The sequence below is a fragment of the Streptacidiphilus sp. MAP12-16 genome, assembly GCF_041262165.1.
Classification (GTDB): domain Bacteria; phylum Actinomycetota; class Actinomycetes; order Streptomycetales; family Streptomycetaceae; genus Streptacidiphilus.
The window spans coordinates 19,745-34,285 of sequence record NZ_JBGCBY010000026.1 but is presented as its reverse complement, the minus strand read 5'-3'; the positions used below and the strand labels follow the sequence as shown (position 1 = coordinate 34,285).

Below are 14,541 nucleotides of genomic sequence, written 5' to 3'. Positions count from 1 at the left end.
TAACGGGTGGAATTGGGGTCGCCCTCTCGACCAAATAGCGATCTTGTGCTAGGAGATTTCGACACGCTTTGATCGTGAACGGGTGAGCCGGACGGCGGCCGACTCCTCGTACCCTGGAGTAGTCCAGCATCCCCGCCCGCCAAGGGAGTACCGTGTCGCCGCGCCGCAGTCGCCCCCGAGGGAGTGAACCCGAGAACCCGCGTTCGGGTGGTGGTGGAGGCTGGGGTCTGGAGCAGACCGAGAGCTATCGGGGCGAGGAGTGGACGGTCCGCACTGTCGCCGGTGACACCGGCAAGTTCTACCGCTGCCCGGGCTGTGACCAGGAGATCCCGCCCGGCGTCGGACATGTCGTCGCCTGGCCCGGGTCCGGAATCGGGGCCGTCGGCGGAGTGGACGACCGCCGCCACTGGCACCGCGCCTGCTGGAACGCCAGGGAGCGCCGTAGTTCGGTCATCCAGCGCGGCCGCAACGCGCCCCGCTACTGAGCCCTGCTGCGAACCCGGCTGCTGAGCCCGGCAGGCAGCGGGCGGGCGGGCGGTCAGGCGTCGCGGCGCTTCAGCAGGACGTAGCCGCCGGCAAGAGTCGCGAGGACCCAGGCCAGGCAGATCATGAACCCGGCCAGCGGCCCGTAAGGAATCGACGAGTTGGTCACCACGTGCACCATCTGCGATCCCGCGACGTCCGGGAAGTACCGGGCGACGTTCTTGACCTTGGGCACGTTGGACAGGATCGGCGAGATCAGGAAGAAGAAGGGCATCAGCAGCCCCAGCGACAGCACCGGTTTGCGCAGCATGAAGCCGACGCCCAGCGAGAGCAGCGCGATGAAGGTCATGTAGACGGCCATGCCGAGGACCGCGCGCAGCACATGGTCCGCGCCCAGCGTGGTCCGGTGGCTGCCCAGCAGGGCCTGGCCCAGGAAGAATGTGGTGAAGCTGGTCACCAGGGCCACCGGCAGCACCAGTCCGACCACGACGGCGGCCTTGCACAGCAGCAGCATGGTGCGCTGCGGCACTGCGGCCAGGGTCACCCGGATCATTCCGCTGCTGTACTCGTTGCCGACCACCAGGACGGCGAAGACGATCAGCGCCAGCTGGCCCAGGTAGACGCCGGAGAAGCTGGTGGAGGTGGCGTCGAAGGTCAGCTTCTCGCTCTCCGACATGCTCTTGAACTGGTTGTTGGTGACCAGGCAGATCACCGCACCGAGCCCTACCGTCACCACGAAGGCGACCAGCAGGGTGATGACGGTGGACCGCACCGTCCTGACCTTGGTCCATTCGGAGAGCAGGACCGCTCCGGGGCTCGCCATCTCAGTTCTCCCGTCGTCGCTTGCCGGCCTTCCAGGCCGCGCCCCAGGCTGGAACCGCGGCGGGCTCGGCGGTCGGCTGCTGGAGGTCGCCGCCACCGGTCCGGTACTCCACCGAGTCCGCCGTCATCCGCATGAACGCCTCCTCCAGCGAGGCCCGCTGCGGACTGAGCTCGTGCAGCGCGATGCCGTGCTCCCTGGCGAGGTCGCCGATGTGCGCCGAATCGCCGTCCATCACCTCGAACCCGCCCCCGGGCACCGCTGTGGAGGCGACCCCGGCGGCGGCGAGGGCGTCGAGCAGGGCCTCCGGCTCCGGAGTCCGGACGCGGACGAAGCTGTGCGAGTTCTGGTCGATGAAGTCGTTCATCGAGAGGTTGGCCAGCAGCCTGCCCCGCCCGATCACCACCAGGTGGTCCGCGGTCAGCGCCATCTCGCTCATCAGGTGCGAGGAGACGAAGACCGTGCGGCCCTCCGCGGCGAGCGACTTCATCAGGTTGCGGACCCAGAGGATGCCCTCGGGGTCGAGGCCGTTGACCGGCTCGTCGAACATCATGATCTGGGGGTCGCCCAGCAGCGCCGCCGCGATGCCGAGGCGCTGCCCCATGCCCAGCGAGAAGCCGCCCGCCCTGCGTCTGGCCACCTCGCTCAGCCCGACCAGGGCCAGCATCTCGTCCACCCGGCGGGTGGGGATGCGGTTGCTCTGGGCCAGCCACAGCAGGTGGTTGTAGGCGCTGCGCCCCGGATGGACGGCCGCGGCCTCCAGCAGCGCGCCGATGTACTTCAGCGGTTCGGTGAGCTGGCTGTAGTGCCTGCCGTCGATGGTCACCGAACCGGAGGTGGGGCGGTCCAGGTCGAGCATCATCCGCATGGTGGTGGACTTGCCGGCGCCGTTGGGACCGAGGAAGCCGGTGACCGCACCCTGAGGTACCTGGAAGCTGAGCCGGTCAACGGCGAGAGTCTCGCCGTACCGCTTCGTCAGCTCGTGGACCTCGATCATCGCCGCTCCCTCTGCGTGTGGTCACTGTGCGTCAGACTAGGACAAAGGGGACGCATTCGCCCGGCGGATGAGCCCGCGTGGCGCATACCCTGCTGCCATGACCGATCGAATCTCCGTACGCGAGGCCGGGTCCGGCACCCCGCTGGTGCTGCTGCACGCCTTTCCGCTGTCCGCCCGGATGTGGCAGAACCAGCTGGACGAGCTCCCGGGCTCGGACGGCAGCGAGGCCCGCGTCCTCGCGGTGGACCTGCGCGGCTTCGGCGGTACTGATCTGGGCACCGACGAGCCGTCGCTGGACCTGCTCGCCGACGACGTGGCGCTGCTGCTGGAGCGCGCCGGCGTCGAGCAGGCCGTCGTGGTCGGCCTCTCCATGGGCGGGTACGTCGCCATGGCGCTGGCGCGGCGTCATCCGCACTGCCTGGCCGGACTGATGCTCGCCGACACCAAGGCGACCGCCGACACCCCAGCGGCACGGGCCAACCGCGAGCGGATCGCGGCGGCGGTGCTGGCCCGCGACAGCGTGCGGCTGCTGGTGGACGAGCAGGTGCCGATCCCGCTGCTCGGGGTCACCTCCAGCACCGAGCGGCCCCGATTGGTCGAACGGCTGCGCGGGATGATCGAGTCGGCCTCCCCGCAGGCGGTCGCCTGGGCGCAGCGGGCCATGGCCCGACGTCCTGACTCGATGGACGTCCTCGCCGGGCTGAACGTCCCCGCGCTGGTGCTGGTCGGCGAGGAGGACGCCATCACCCCCGTCTCCGACGCCCAGGCGATGGCCGAGGTGCTGCCCGACGCCGATCTCACCGTGCTGCCGGGGGTGGGCCACCTCTCGGCGCTGGAGTCGCCGAACGCGTTCAACTGGGCGCTGCGCGGGCTGCTGGCGCGGGTGACGGCCTGAGAGGGTGCTGAAGGTCCAGGCCGGGCTTGCACCGGCCTAGACCTTCAGCACCCTCCTAGGGCCGGTCGGCCCGGAAAAGCCCTGGGCCCCGACCGCCGTGACGGCGGCCGGGGCCCAGTGGTGCGTGCGCGAAGGCGCGGGTCAGCGCGACTGCTGTGCCGGAACGCCACGCGTCAGCGCGTCGTCCTCCGGCATGGACGCCGCGGCGACGGCCGCACCGGTGAGGGTGGCGAGCATCTCGCGGACGTTGGTCAGCTGGGCGTTGATGCTGTCCCGACGGTTCGTCAGGGCCGCCAGCTCCCGCTCGGACTCGCTGCGAATCCGGTCGGCCTTGGCGTTCGCGTCCGCGACGATGTCCTCGGACTGGCGCTGAGCGGTCTCCACCGTCTGGCGGGCGCGACGCTCGGCGTCCGTGCGCAGCTTCTCCGCCTCCAGACGAAGCTGCTCCGCGCGGTGCTCGATCTCCGCGAGGCGCTTCTCCGCCTTGGCCTGACGGGCGGCCAGGTCGCGCTCGGACTGCTCGCGGCGCTTCGCCAGGTTGGTCTCGAAGTCCGCAGCGGCCTGCGCGGCCTTGGCGCGGGTCTCCTCGAAGAGGGCGTCGGCCTCCTCGCGCTTGTTCTGCGCGTCCTTGGTGGCCTCGGCGCGGAGCTGGGTGGAGTCGGTCTTCGCCTTGTCGACGATGCGCTGGCCCTCGTCCTCGGCCTTGGCCTTGCGGTCCTTGGCGTAGGACTCGGCCTCGCTGCGGACCTGCTGCGCGGCGGCCTCGGCGAGCTCGCGGTGCTGCTCGGCGGCGCGACGGGCCTCCTCGCGCAGGTCCTTCGCCTCCTCCTCGGCCAGGCGCAGGATCTTCTCGACGCGCGCGCCGAGGCCCGCGTACGAGGGCTCCGAATCGGTTACCTGGGCCTGCGCGTTCTGGGTTTCGAGGTGCAGCTCCTCGATACGCTTCTCAAGCGCGGTGATACGGGCGAGGGCGCTGTCCCGGTCCGCGACCAGCTTGCTGATGCGCTCGTCGACCTGAGCACGCTCGTACCCGCGGCGTACGGTGTCGAAGCCGTGCGGAGAGTGTGGATCGCTCATGGGGTGGAGTTCCTGTCGTATGCCCGGTGAGGTGTGAGGTGATTAGGCGAATCCTGGCACGGATTCGGAGTGTCATCGGCCGAAAGCCGATGACGAGTGGAGAATGTCCGCTCAATCGGGTGGTGTGGCGTCACCACGTTTGCCCCCCGAACGGGTTGCGCCCGCGCCGACGCCTGCTGTGGCGCCGCCCCGTCCGCTGCCGGTCCTGCTTCCCCCGTTGGCACCGCCGTTGGTGCCGTTGCCCCCGTTGCCTTTGCCCGGCGCTGACCCTGACGGAGCCTCGAAGGACTCCAGGGCCTGCAGTACGTCCTGTACCCGGGCGATCTCGGTGTTGATGTCCTTCCGGCGGTTGACGAGCTCGTCGAGTTGCTGACGACCTTCGTCGGTGATCCGCTGTGCATCCGCCAGCGCCTCGTCGGTGAGCTGCTCGGCCTCCTCGCGGGCCCGCGTCAACTCGTCCTCCGCAGCCTGGACGGCTTCCTTGCGGATCCGTTCCGCGGCGTCGGCGGAAGCGGCGCGAAGCTGCTCCGCCTCGGCCCTGGCCGTGGACAGGTGCTCCTCGGCCTCCGCCTCGCGGGCCTCCGCCTTGGCGGTGGAACCGCTCAGCTTCTGCTCGGCCTCCTTCAGCAGGGCCTCCGCCTTGCGGACGGCGGCGAGGCGGACCTTGCTCGCCTCCGTCGAAGCATCGGACTGCGTCTCCGCAGCCTCCCGCTCGGCGGCGGCGACCAGCTCCCCTGCCTTCTCCTCCGCGGCGGCAACCATCGCCGCCGCGCGCTCCTGGGCGTCCGCAAGGGCCTGCGCGGCCTCCCGCTGCGCCTCCTCGACCTGCTCGGTCGCGGCGGTCACCAGCTTGTCGACGCGCTCCCCGGCGGACTTCATGGCCTCGGCGGACTCCTTGCGGGCCCGCTCGTGCAGCGCCAAGGTCTCGACGTCGGTTCGCTCCCGCAGCTCCTCGGCCCGCTCGCGTATGGCGGTGGCGTCCCTGCGGGCCTCCACCAGCATCACGTCGGCGTCCGAACGGGCCTGCTCGACCAGCGCCGCGCCCTCGGCCGCGCCCTCGGCGGCCAGGCGCTCCGCCTCCTTGCGGGCGGCGGACACCATGGCGTCGGCCTGCTCCTCGGCGGCGGCGGTGGTGGCCAGCGCGGCGGTCTCCGCATCGCCGATGACCGACTCGGCGAGCGCCTGGGCCTCGGCGAGCACGCGTGCCGCCTCCTCGCCCCCGGCCACCCGCACCGCCTCGGCTTCGGCGCGCAGCCGCGCGGCCTCGTCCTGGGCCCGCGCGAGCTCGGCCTCGGCCTCGGCGCGCATGCGCGCCGCCTCGGCCGACGACAGCTCCCGTACCTGGGCAGCCTCATGGGCGACGCTCTCGCGCAGGGCGGCGGCATCGGCCTCGGCCTGCGCCCGCAGCGCCGCGGTCTCCGCCGCGGCCTCCTCGCGGGCTTGTGCGGCATCCGCGACTGCGCTCTCGCGCATCGCGGCGGCCTCCCGCTCGGTCGTGGCGCGCAGCTGGGTGGTCTGGTTCTCGGCGGCCTCGTACATCCCGGCGACGGACTGCCGTACCTGCGCCGACTCGTCCTCGGCGGCGGCCACCGCGGCGGCCGCCGCCTGCTCGGCCTCGGCCCGCTGCCTGGCCGCCTCGCGGGTGGCCAACTCCCGTACCTGGCCGGCCTCCTGCTCGGCTCCGGCCAGCACCTGCGCGGCCTCCGTGCGCAGCCGCTCGGCCTCGGCCTCGGCAGCCGCGCGGACACTCTCGCCCTCCGCCTGGGCGGACGACAGCAGCTCTGCTCGCTCGCGCTCGGCCTCCGCCCGGAGACCGGCGACGGACGCCACCGTGTCGGCGGCCTGCTCCCGCAGCACCTCGGCCTGGGCCGACGCCTCGGCGAGGACGCTCTCGGCCTGTGCCTGCGCCGCCCCCTGGGCCTGCGCGGCCTCCTCGCGCAGCCGGTCCGCCTCGGCCTGAGCGGCCGTCAGGGCCTCCGCCGCATCGCCGCGATAGCGCTGCGCCTCGGCGTACTCCGCGTCGATCGCCCCGGCCGACTCGGCACGCAGCGCTGTGACCTCGGTACGGAGTTCCGCACGGGTTCGCTCCGCCTCCTCCGCGAGCTGCTCGCGCAGCTCCGCGGCGAACGCTTCGGCGGCAGCGAGAGCCTCGGCCGCGGCGGCCTCGTCCGTCTCGGCCTGGACCCGACGGCGCTCCAGTTCCTCCCTGGCGTCCGTGTACGCCTGCCGGGACTCCTCGGCGAGGCGCTGCGCGTCCTCCGTCGCCCGGGCCCGCTCCTCGCGGGCCTGCTCCTGCAGGACGGCGGCAGCGGCGGTCGCCTCCTCCACGCGTTCCCGCGCCAGCTGCTCGGCGGCCTGCAGCACCTGGTCGCGCTCCTGCGCGCCCTCCGCCCGCCGCCGGTCCGCATCGGCCCTGGCCTGCTCCTGCAGCGCGGCAGCGGCCGCAGCCGCCTCCTCCGCGCGCTCCGCCGCCGAGCGCTCGGCGGCCTCGATGATCTCGGCACGCTCGGCGTCGGCCGCCGCAGCGGCCTCGTCCCGAGCCTGCTCCGCCGCCACCCGCAGCCGCTCGGCCTCGGTGCGCGCCCGGGTCAGCACTGCCTCGGCCCGGCCCTGCACCTCCGTGGCCTGCTCGTTCGCCCGCTCGCGCAGCTTCGTCAGCTCGACCGCCGCGCCGCCGCGAAGCTCGTCCGCGTCGGCCTTCGCCCGGACCAGCAGCTCCTCGGCCGTGCGGGCGGCCTCCTCGATCTGGGTTATGGCCTGGCGCCGGGCCTCGCCGCGGACCCGCTCCGCCTCGGCCGCCGCCTCGGCGCGCTGCGCCTCCGCCTCGGCCCGCAACCGGGCCGCCTCGTCCTGGTGCCCCTGGATCTCGTCCAGGGCGGTGCCCTGCGCCTGCTCGGCCGCGGCGCGGCTCTCCGCGCGCAGCCGCTCGACCTCGGCCCTGGCTCCGGCGCGGATCCGCTCCGCCTCCTCGGCTGCCGCCGCCCGCGTCTCCTCGGCCTCCCGGGTGGCCCGGCTGAGCACGTCCTCCGCCGTACGGGCCGCCTTGGCCAGATGCACGGTGGCACTGGCCGCGCCCTCGGTACGGCCGGACTCCTCGGCCTCCCGGCGCAGCGACTCGGCGGACTCCTCGGCCTCCGCCCGCAGTCGCTCGGCCTCGGCCTGTGCCTCCTCGAGCAGGCTCTGCGCCTCGGCCCTGAGCTGCTCGGCCTCCCTGGTGGCCGTCGCCACCATCCGCGCGACCTCGGTCTTCGCCGTTGCCGTGCGCTGCTCGCTGGACGTCTCGACCTCGGTGAGCCGCCGCTCCGCCGCGGCCTCCGCGTCGGCCTGCAACTGCTCGGCCGCAGCCTCGGCGGCAGCCCTGAGCTCCTCCGCCTCGCGGCGGTACCGCTCCGCCTCCGCGACCCGCTCTGCCCGTGCCAGCTCGGCGGCGGCCTTCTGCTCCGCGGCCACCCGGCGCAGCGCGGCCATCTCCGCCTGCGCCTGTTGCAGCTGCTCCCCGGCCTCGCTGTGCGCGGACAGCTTCACCCGCTCGGCCCGCTCGGTGGCGTCGTGGGCCTGGGCGGCAGCAGCGGTCAGCAGCCGCTCGGCCTCGGCCCTGGCCCGCTGCAACACCTGGTCGGCCTCGGCCCTGGTCGACTCGACATCCGCCGCGACCTGCGAGGTCGCCTGCTCGGACACGGCCATCGCCTCGGCCCTGGCGGCCGCGAGCAGCCGGTCCGCCTCGGCCCTGGACTCGTCCAGGACCCGCCGGGCCTGCTCCTCCGTTCCCACCCGGGTCTGTTCCGCCCAGGAGACGTTCTCGTTGACGTGGCGTTCGGCGTTCCGGCGCAGCTCGGCGAGCTCGGCCTCGAGCTGCCGGCGGCGGTTCTCGGACTCGGCCTGCCACTCGGCCTGCAACCGGGCGCTGCGCTCCGCGGCCTCCTGCATGAGGCGCTGGGTGGCGGTCTGCGCCTCCAGGCGCATCCGCTCGGCGTCCGCCCGCAGCTGCTCCGCCTGCATCTCGGCACTGCGGAGGATCTGCTCGGCCTGACCGGAGACGGAGTCGAACGCGCGCGGCTGAGCGAGCTGCCGGCGTGATTCGTGCAGCTTCGCCCGGAGGACCTCCACCTGGTAGGCGAGGTCCTCGGCATGTGTGACGGCCTTCTCCCGCTCCGTTCGTAGCCGATCCATCTCGGCCTCGAACTTGGAGAGGTGATCGTCAACCTCGTAGCCGTCGTAGCCCCGCACTCCGCGGTCCCATCCGTCTCCTGGTCGCGTCGCCACCCGGAGACCTGTTCGGCCGTCCGGGTGAGCTCCTTCGTCGTCGTGCCCTAGGGAGAATGGTGACAGATCCTGGAGAACCCGTTCGCCGTGGCCTTCCCTCAGCCCACCCGAAAACGCACGGTACCGGGGCACCGGCGCATTTTCTCACGTCACGGGGCTGATGCGCAGGGGGGTGGGGAGGCTTTCTCTGGTTACTCGTGAGTCTGCTCGGAAGAGTGCGCGGAAGTGTGCGCGGATGTCACCAACTCGGTCAGCACTCCGCCGCAGTCCTTGGGGTGCAGAAAGGTGATCCGCGACCCCATCGAACCGATCCGCGGCTCGTCGTAGAGCACCCGTACGCCCTTGCCACGGATGTCCGCCGCGTCGCCGTCCACATCCGCCGTGCCGAAGGCGATGTGGTGCACGCCCTCGCCGTTCTTCGCCAGCCACTTGCCCACCGCGGAGTCCTCCCGGGTGGGTTCGAGCAGCTGCAGGTACGAGGCGCCGCCGTCATCGGTCTCGTTGATCTTCAGCATGGCCTCGCGGACGCCCTGCTCCTCGTTGACCTCGCTGTGGAACACCTCGAAGCCGTAGGTGGCCCGGTAGAACTCCACGGTCTTGTCGAGATCGAAACAGGCGATACCGATGTGGTCGATACGGGTGAGCACGATTGCCTCCTCAGGCTGAGTACCCCAGTCCACCGCAATCCTGGCCGCCTGCGAAACCCAACCACACCGTGCCCGTGATCACACCAAGGCGCGGGTGACGGACACCGTTACGCGTCAGTACATTGGGGAGCGTGCCGCCGGGCTCCCGCCGGGCCTGCGACGCCTGGCACGCGCGCTCGCTGCGTTGCCGCAACGCCCAAGTAGCTCCGCTACGAGGGCGCTCCGGCGCCCTGCGATCACACGCACCAGACGCCGCGGGCCCATCCCGGCGGGAATCCGGCGGCACGCTCCCAAACCTTCCCTGGACCGCAGTGACCGTGGCAGCGCCGCGACCAGGCCCGTCGCAGCAAAGGGGCTCGACACCATGAGCAACACGGCAACCACGTCCGTGATCGTCGCAGGCGCGCGCACTCCCATGGGACGCCTCCTCGGCTCCCTCAAGGGCTTCTCCGGCGCCGACCTCGGCGGCGTCGCGATCAAGGCCGCGCTGGAGCGCGCGGGCGTCACCGGCGACCAGGTCCAGTACGTGATCATGGGCCAGGTGCTGCAGGCCGGCGCCGGCCAGATCCCCGCCCGCCAGGCCGCAGTCAAGGCCGGCATCCCGATGAACGTCCCCGCGCTGACCATCAACAAGGTCTGCCTGTCCGGACTGGACGCCATCGCCCTCGCCGACCAGCTGATCCGCGCCGGCGAGTTCGACATCGTCGTCGCCGGCGGCCAGGAGTCCATGACCAACGCCCCGCACCTGCTGCCCAAGTCCCGCGAGGGCTACAAGTACGGCGCGGTGGAGCTCCTCGACGCGATGGCCTACGACGGCCTGACCGACGCCTTCGAGGGCATCCCCATGGGCGAGTCCACCGAGACCCACAACGCCCGCCTCGGCATCGGCCGCGAGGAGCAGGACGTCATCGCGGCGCGCTCGCACCAGCTCGCCGCCGCCGCGCAGAAGAACGGCGTCTTCGACGCCGAGATCGTCCCGGTGGAGATCCCGCAGCGGAAGGGCGAGCCGCTGCTGTTCTCCTCGGACGAGGGCATCCGCCCGGAGACCACGGTCGAGTCCCTGGCCAAGCTGCGCCCCGCCTTCAAGCGCGACGGCACGATCACCGCGGGCACGTCCTCGCAGATCAGCGATGGTGCGGCAGCCGTCGTGGTGATGAGCAGGGCGAGGGCCGAGGAGCTCGGCCTGGAGTGGATCGCGGAGATCGGCGCGCACGGCAACGTCGCCGGTCCGGACAACTCGCTGCAGTCCCAGCCGTCCAACGCGATCCTCGCCGCGCTGGCGAAGGACGGTCTGACCGTCGACGACCTCGACCTGGTCGAGATCAACGAGGCGTTCGCGGCCGTGGCCGTGCAGTCCGTGCGGGACCTGGGCATTTCCCTCGACAAGGTGAACGTCAACGGCGGCGCGATCGCGCTGGGTCACCCGATCGGGATGTCCGGGGCACGCGTCGTCCTCACACTGGCCCTGGAGCTGAAGCGGCGCGGCGGCGGCGTCGGCGCGGCGGCGCTCTGCGGCGGCGGCGGGCAGGGCGACGCGCTGATCGTGCGCGTGAGCTGACAACACCGGCCCCCGGGGCCGGTCCGGCGGTGCGGGCGCGCTCCGGCGCGCGCTGGTTGGCGTAGACATGGGAGATTGCTGCGATGGACGTGGGCACGCTGGTCGAGCAGGCGCGAGAGGGGCGCCCTCGTGCCGTCGCGCGGTTGATCTCCCTGGTCGAGGGGGCCTCCCCGGAACTGCGGGAGGTGATGGCCGCGCTGGCTCCGCTGGCCGGCAACGCCTACACCGTCGGGCTGACCGGCTCGCCCGGTGTCGGCAAGTCGACGACCACGTCCGCGCTGGTGGGCGCCTATCGGCGGTTGGGGAAGCGGGTCGGCGTCCTGGCCGTCGACCCGTCCTCGCCGTTCTCCGGCGGTGCGCTGCTGGGGGACCGGGTGCGGATGCAGGAGCACGCGACCGACCCCGAGGTCTACATCCGCTCCATGGCCACCCGCGGCCACCTCGGCGGTCTGGCCTGGGCCGCTCCGCAGGCGATCCGGGTGCTGGACGCGGCCGGCTGCGACGTGGTGCTGGTGGAGACCGTGGGCGTGGGCCAGTCCGAGGTGGAGATCGCGGCGCAGGCCGACACCACGGTCGTGCTGATGGCGCCGGGAATGGGCGACGGGATCCAGGCCGCCAAGGCGGGCATCCTGGAGATCGGTGACGTCTATGTGGTCAACAAGGCCGACCGGGACGGCGCGGACGCCACTGCCCGCGAGCTCAACCACATGCTGGGTCTCGGCGAGTCGCGCGGGCCGGGCGACTGGCGTCCGCCGATCGTGAAGACCGTCGCGGCGCGGGGGGAGGGGATCGACGAACTCGTCGAGTCGCTGGAGAAGCACCGCGCCTGGATGGATGAGCACGGCGAGTTGACGATCCGTCGGCAGCGCAGGGCCGCCCAGGAGGTGGAGACCATCGCGGTCACCACGCTCCGGCAGCGCTTCGCCGACCTGCACGGCGACCAGCATCTCGAAGCCCTGGCCAAGCGGGTCGCCCTGGGCGAGCTCGACCCGTACACCGCGGCGGACGAGCTCGTCGCCGGCGTGACCACCACCTAGCAGGAGCACACCAGGGGCGCGGGGAACTGCGCGACCAGCCACCTACGTAGGTGCATGGTTGGCAGCGCAGTTCCCCGCGCCCCCGCTGTTGTTGCTCGCCCCGAGGGGCTACCCGCGGCCGCGCAGGCCGCGGAGGTGTTCGGCGATCGGAGCCAGCGCCGCGTACATCGCCGCGACCTGCTCGCCGTCGAGACGGTCGACGAAGTGCTCCCGCACGCCGCGGACATGATGCGGCGCGACCTCCCGCATCGTCGTCCAGCCCTGCTCGGTCAGCACCGCGTACAGCCCGCGCCGGTCGCCCGGACACCCCTCCCGGGTGACCAGGCCGGCCGTCTCCATCCGGGTGATCTGGTGCGAGAGGCGGCTCTTGGACTGGAGCGTCGCCGTGGCCAGGTCGGTCATCCGCATCCGGTGCTCGGGGGCCTCGGAGAGCTCGACCAGGATGGTGTAGTCGTTGGTCGCCAGGCCGAACGGCTGCAGCTCGCGTTCGAGCTGGTACATCAACAGCCGGCTGACCTCGAGGTGGGCACGCCACAGCCGCTGCTCCTCCGCGGTGAGCCAGAGGGCGTCCTCGTCGGTGGTGTCCTCGGCGAGCTCTGCGACGGCGGGGCTGGTGTCCATGCGAACCATGATACCCACTGAAGTTGAATGTTTGACGAGTTTACAAACCGAACTGGCGCCCGAGATTGCCCAAATTGCCCAGGTTGCCCAGGCCCGGGATGTTCACCTGGGGCTGCGGCGATCCGCCCTGGCGTGGCATGCCGCCGCCCGGGATGCCGGGTTCGTCCGCGACCATGCCGGTCGCCCGCTCGGCCATCAGCACCTCCGTGGACTGGAGCAGCACCTGGCCCGCCCCCACGAACTCGAACTGGTGCTCCTCACCGGAGGCCCCGCCGATGCCGGTGAGCCGGCGCAGCCCGCCGAGGACCCCGCGCATGTAGCTGTGGTCGTAGTGGTGGCAGGGAGAGGGGCAGTCCGCCCAGCCGACCAGGGCCTGCGGGTCCACCCGAACGGGTGGCTCCACGAAGTGGACGGGCCCGTTGGACGCGGCGACGAACTTGCCGGTGCCGATCAGGGTCAGAAAACCTGGGATGATCGACTGCTTGAGCGCGAGCGAGGGCGCGAACGCGAGGAGGTTGCCGGAGCGGACGGTGAGGTTTCCCTCCTCCAGGTCGTAGGAGTTCACGTCGTACGCACGGTCCGCCAGGATCATGTGGCCCTGTCCCTCGGCGACGACCCAGTCGGCGGCGTGGGTGGGGGAGTGGAAGCTGGTGGAGATGAGGGAGTCGAGCGCGCCGTAACCGATGGGGTGGAAGGCGATGTTGCCGTAGTAGGCAACCATCTTGCCCTTCTGGAGGAACCAGCGGCCGTTGAGGCGTACCGAGAAGGCGTAGGGATTGACGTTGTCGTCCACCGGCAGGGTGGAGGGGTCGTGGACGACGGGCCCCTGGGGCGGATAGGGCGTGCTCACAGCTTCTCCTCGCTGGCCTGGACGTACACCGTGCCGTTGCCGGTCAGTTCGAGCTGGAACGCCTCGCCGGATCCCCGGCCGATCACGTCGCGCCAGCCGATGGCCGCACTGACCTTGCTCTGGACCTCCCCGCGGTGCGCCACATAGGCCTGCGGGTCGACGTGGACCGGGTGCTGGGGGGTGATCGGCAGCTCGAAGACCCCGCCGTGGGCGAGGACGGCGGCCGAGCCGTGGCCGGTGAGGGTGGTGGTGAACAGCCCTTGTCCGGTGGCCTGGCCCCGGATGATGCCGCGGACGCCGCCCTGCGAGCCCATGAACATGGTCGACTGCTGGAGCGTGCCGTCGAAGACCAGGAGCCGGTCCGCCTCGACGTAGAGGGTCTCGCCGCTGAGGCTGATCAGGTGGGTGTGGTGGCCGCCGTGGCCGAACATCACGGTCCCGTTGCCCTCGATCGTCATCAGGGGCGTGTCCTCGTTGGCGAGGCGTCGGCCCAGCATGGAGCCGATGCCGCCCTGACCGCCCATCAGGTTGGGAGTGAAGGTCACCTCGCCGCGGTAGGCGAGCATCGCGCCGCGCTGGCTGAAGAGGCGCTGGCCCGGGAGGATCGGAGCCTCGATCATCTTGCCGTTGATCTGGGTGAAGGCCATCAGAAGTCCCCCGCGACGGTGACGCGCTCGGAGGGCTGGACGTAGACCAGGCCGTCCCCCTCGAACTCGATCTGGAAGCTCTCCCCGCCGCTCTCGCCAAGGGCCGCACGCCAGGTGACGTCGGTTCGGAACCGCTGCTGGAGGTTGCCGGTGTGGGCGACGTAGGCACCTGGGTCCACCCGCAGCGGCAGGCCGGGGGCGACCCTGAGGACGACCGCCGGGCCGGCGGAGGTGATCGCGGCCCAGCCGTTCCCCTCGACCTTGGTGGTGAAGAGGCCGTGCCCCTCGGAGGCGCCGCGCAGGCCGGTGAACTCGGTGCCGGTACGCAGCGTCGCCTCGGTGCAGAGCAGGTTGCTCGCTTCGACGTGCAGGCGCTCGCCGGCAAGGCGCACCAGGTTGATCTCGGCCGCCCGCTCGGCGAACCAGCAGGTGCCCTGCCCCTGAACCTCCATCACGGTCATCTTCTCGCCGGTGATCCGGCGGGTGACCATGCCGCGCAGGCCCTCACCACCACCCGACATCCGCTTGAAGGTCATCTGGCCGTCGTACGCGACCATCGAGCCGTTCCGGGCCTTCACGACGTCGCCGGAGAGATCCACCGCGAGCACTCGTGAGCCCTGCATTCGAAACTGAGCCACGCCCACAA

General features: G+C 71.9%; 13 protein-coding genes. 4 read left to right on the top strand and 9 right to left on the bottom strand.

Annotation, left to right across the window (positions count from 1 at the left end):
- The first annotated feature begins 152 nt into the window (after positions 1-152).
- Positions 153-485: an ATP/GTP-binding protein gene (locus ABIA33_RS28605; RefSeq protein ID WP_370085542.1), complete on the top strand. Its 333-nt coding sequence runs from the start codon at positions 153-155 to the stop codon at positions 483-485.
- A 53-nt stretch (positions 486-538) separates the two neighbouring features.
- Here the strand turns inward: ABIA33_RS28605 and ABIA33_RS28600 are convergent, their stop codons facing one another.
- Together ABIA33_RS28600 and ABIA33_RS28595 are read right to left on the bottom strand one after the other, a co-directional pair.
- Positions 539-1,306: an ABC transporter permease gene (locus ABIA33_RS28600; protein WP_370085541.1), complete on the bottom strand. Its 768-nt coding sequence runs from the start codon at positions 1,304-1,306 to the stop codon at positions 539-541.
- Position 1,307: 1 nt separating this feature from the next.
- Positions 1,308-2,300, bottom strand: coding sequence for an ABC transporter ATP-binding protein (locus ABIA33_RS28595; protein WP_370085540.1), 993 nt, complete (start codon positions 2,298-2,300; stop codon positions 1,308-1,310).
- 97 nt (positions 2,301-2,397) lie between these two features.
- Between ABIA33_RS28595 and ABIA33_RS28590 the strand changes: the two genes are divergently transcribed.
- A complete protein-coding gene (locus ABIA33_RS28590) occupies positions 2,398-3,195 on the top strand; it encodes an alpha/beta fold hydrolase (RefSeq protein ID WP_370085539.1) in 798 nt (265 codons plus the stop codon).
- A gap of 141 nt (positions 3,196-3,336) precedes the next feature.
- Here ABIA33_RS28590 and ABIA33_RS28585 read toward each other — a convergent pair whose 3' ends face one another.
- The 3 genes from ABIA33_RS28585 to mce form a co-directional block, all read right to left on the bottom strand.
- Complete coding sequence (locus ABIA33_RS28585) at positions 3,337-4,272, bottom strand: cellulose-binding protein (RefSeq protein WP_370085538.1); 936 nt, start codon at positions 4,270-4,272, stop codon at positions 3,337-3,339.
- Positions 4,273-4,383: 111 nt separating this feature from the next.
- Complete coding sequence (locus tag ABIA33_RS28580; protein WP_370085537.1) at positions 4,384-8,499, bottom strand: hypothetical protein; 4,116 nt, start codon at positions 8,497-8,499, stop codon at positions 4,384-4,386.
- Positions 8,500-8,726: 227 nt separating this feature from the next.
- The gene (mce, locus tag ABIA33_RS28575) at positions 8,727-9,182 is read right to left on the bottom strand and encodes a methylmalonyl-CoA epimerase (protein ID WP_370085536.1); all 456 of its coding nucleotides are present in this window, start codon (positions 9,180-9,182) and stop codon (positions 8,727-8,729) included.
- A 364-nt stretch (positions 9,183-9,546) separates the two neighbouring features.
- On the opposite strand from mce, the gene ABIA33_RS28570 reads away from it, so the two are divergent.
- Both ABIA33_RS28570 and meaB read left to right on the top strand, forming a co-directional pair.
- Positions 9,547-10,740 carry an acetyl-CoA C-acetyltransferase gene (locus ABIA33_RS28570; protein ID WP_370085535.1) on the top strand — a complete coding sequence of 398 codons (1,194 nt, stop codon included), beginning with the start codon at positions 9,547-9,549 and terminating at the stop codon, positions 10,738-10,740.
- Positions 10,741-10,823: 83 nt separating this feature from the next.
- Positions 10,824-11,777, top strand: a complete 954-nt coding sequence (gene meaB / locus ABIA33_RS28565) for a methylmalonyl Co-A mutase-associated GTPase MeaB (protein WP_370085534.1) — start codon at positions 10,824-10,826, stop codon at positions 11,775-11,777.
- Positions 11,778-11,885: 108 nt separating this feature from the next.
- On the opposite strand, the gene ABIA33_RS28560 is transcribed toward meaB, so the two are convergent.
- The 4 genes from ABIA33_RS28560 to ABIA33_RS28545 are packed head-to-tail and all read right to left on the bottom strand — an operon-like array spanning position 11,886 to position 14,533.
- A complete protein-coding gene (locus ABIA33_RS28560) occupies positions 11,886-12,398 on the bottom strand; it encodes a MarR family winged helix-turn-helix transcriptional regulator (protein WP_370085533.1) in 513 nt (170 codons plus the stop codon).
- A 40-nt stretch (positions 12,399-12,438) separates the two neighbouring features.
- Entirely contained in the window at positions 12,439-13,248 is an 810-nt protein-coding gene (locus ABIA33_RS28555; protein WP_370085532.1) for an AIM24 family protein, read from the bottom strand.
- The gene (locus ABIA33_RS28550) at positions 13,245-13,895 is read right to left on the bottom strand and encodes an AIM24 family protein (RefSeq protein WP_370085530.1); all 651 of its coding nucleotides are present in this window, start codon (positions 13,893-13,895) and stop codon (positions 13,245-13,247) included. Before ABIA33_RS28550 ends, ABIA33_RS28555 begins: the two co-directional genes overlap by 4 nt.
- Positions 13,895-14,533 (bottom strand): AIM24 family protein, encoded by a 639-nt coding sequence (locus ABIA33_RS28545; RefSeq protein WP_370085529.1) that lies wholly within the window; start codon positions 14,531-14,533, stop codon positions 13,895-13,897. Before ABIA33_RS28545 ends, ABIA33_RS28550 begins: the two co-directional genes overlap by 1 nt.
- Positions 14,534-14,541 lie beyond the last annotated feature (8 nt).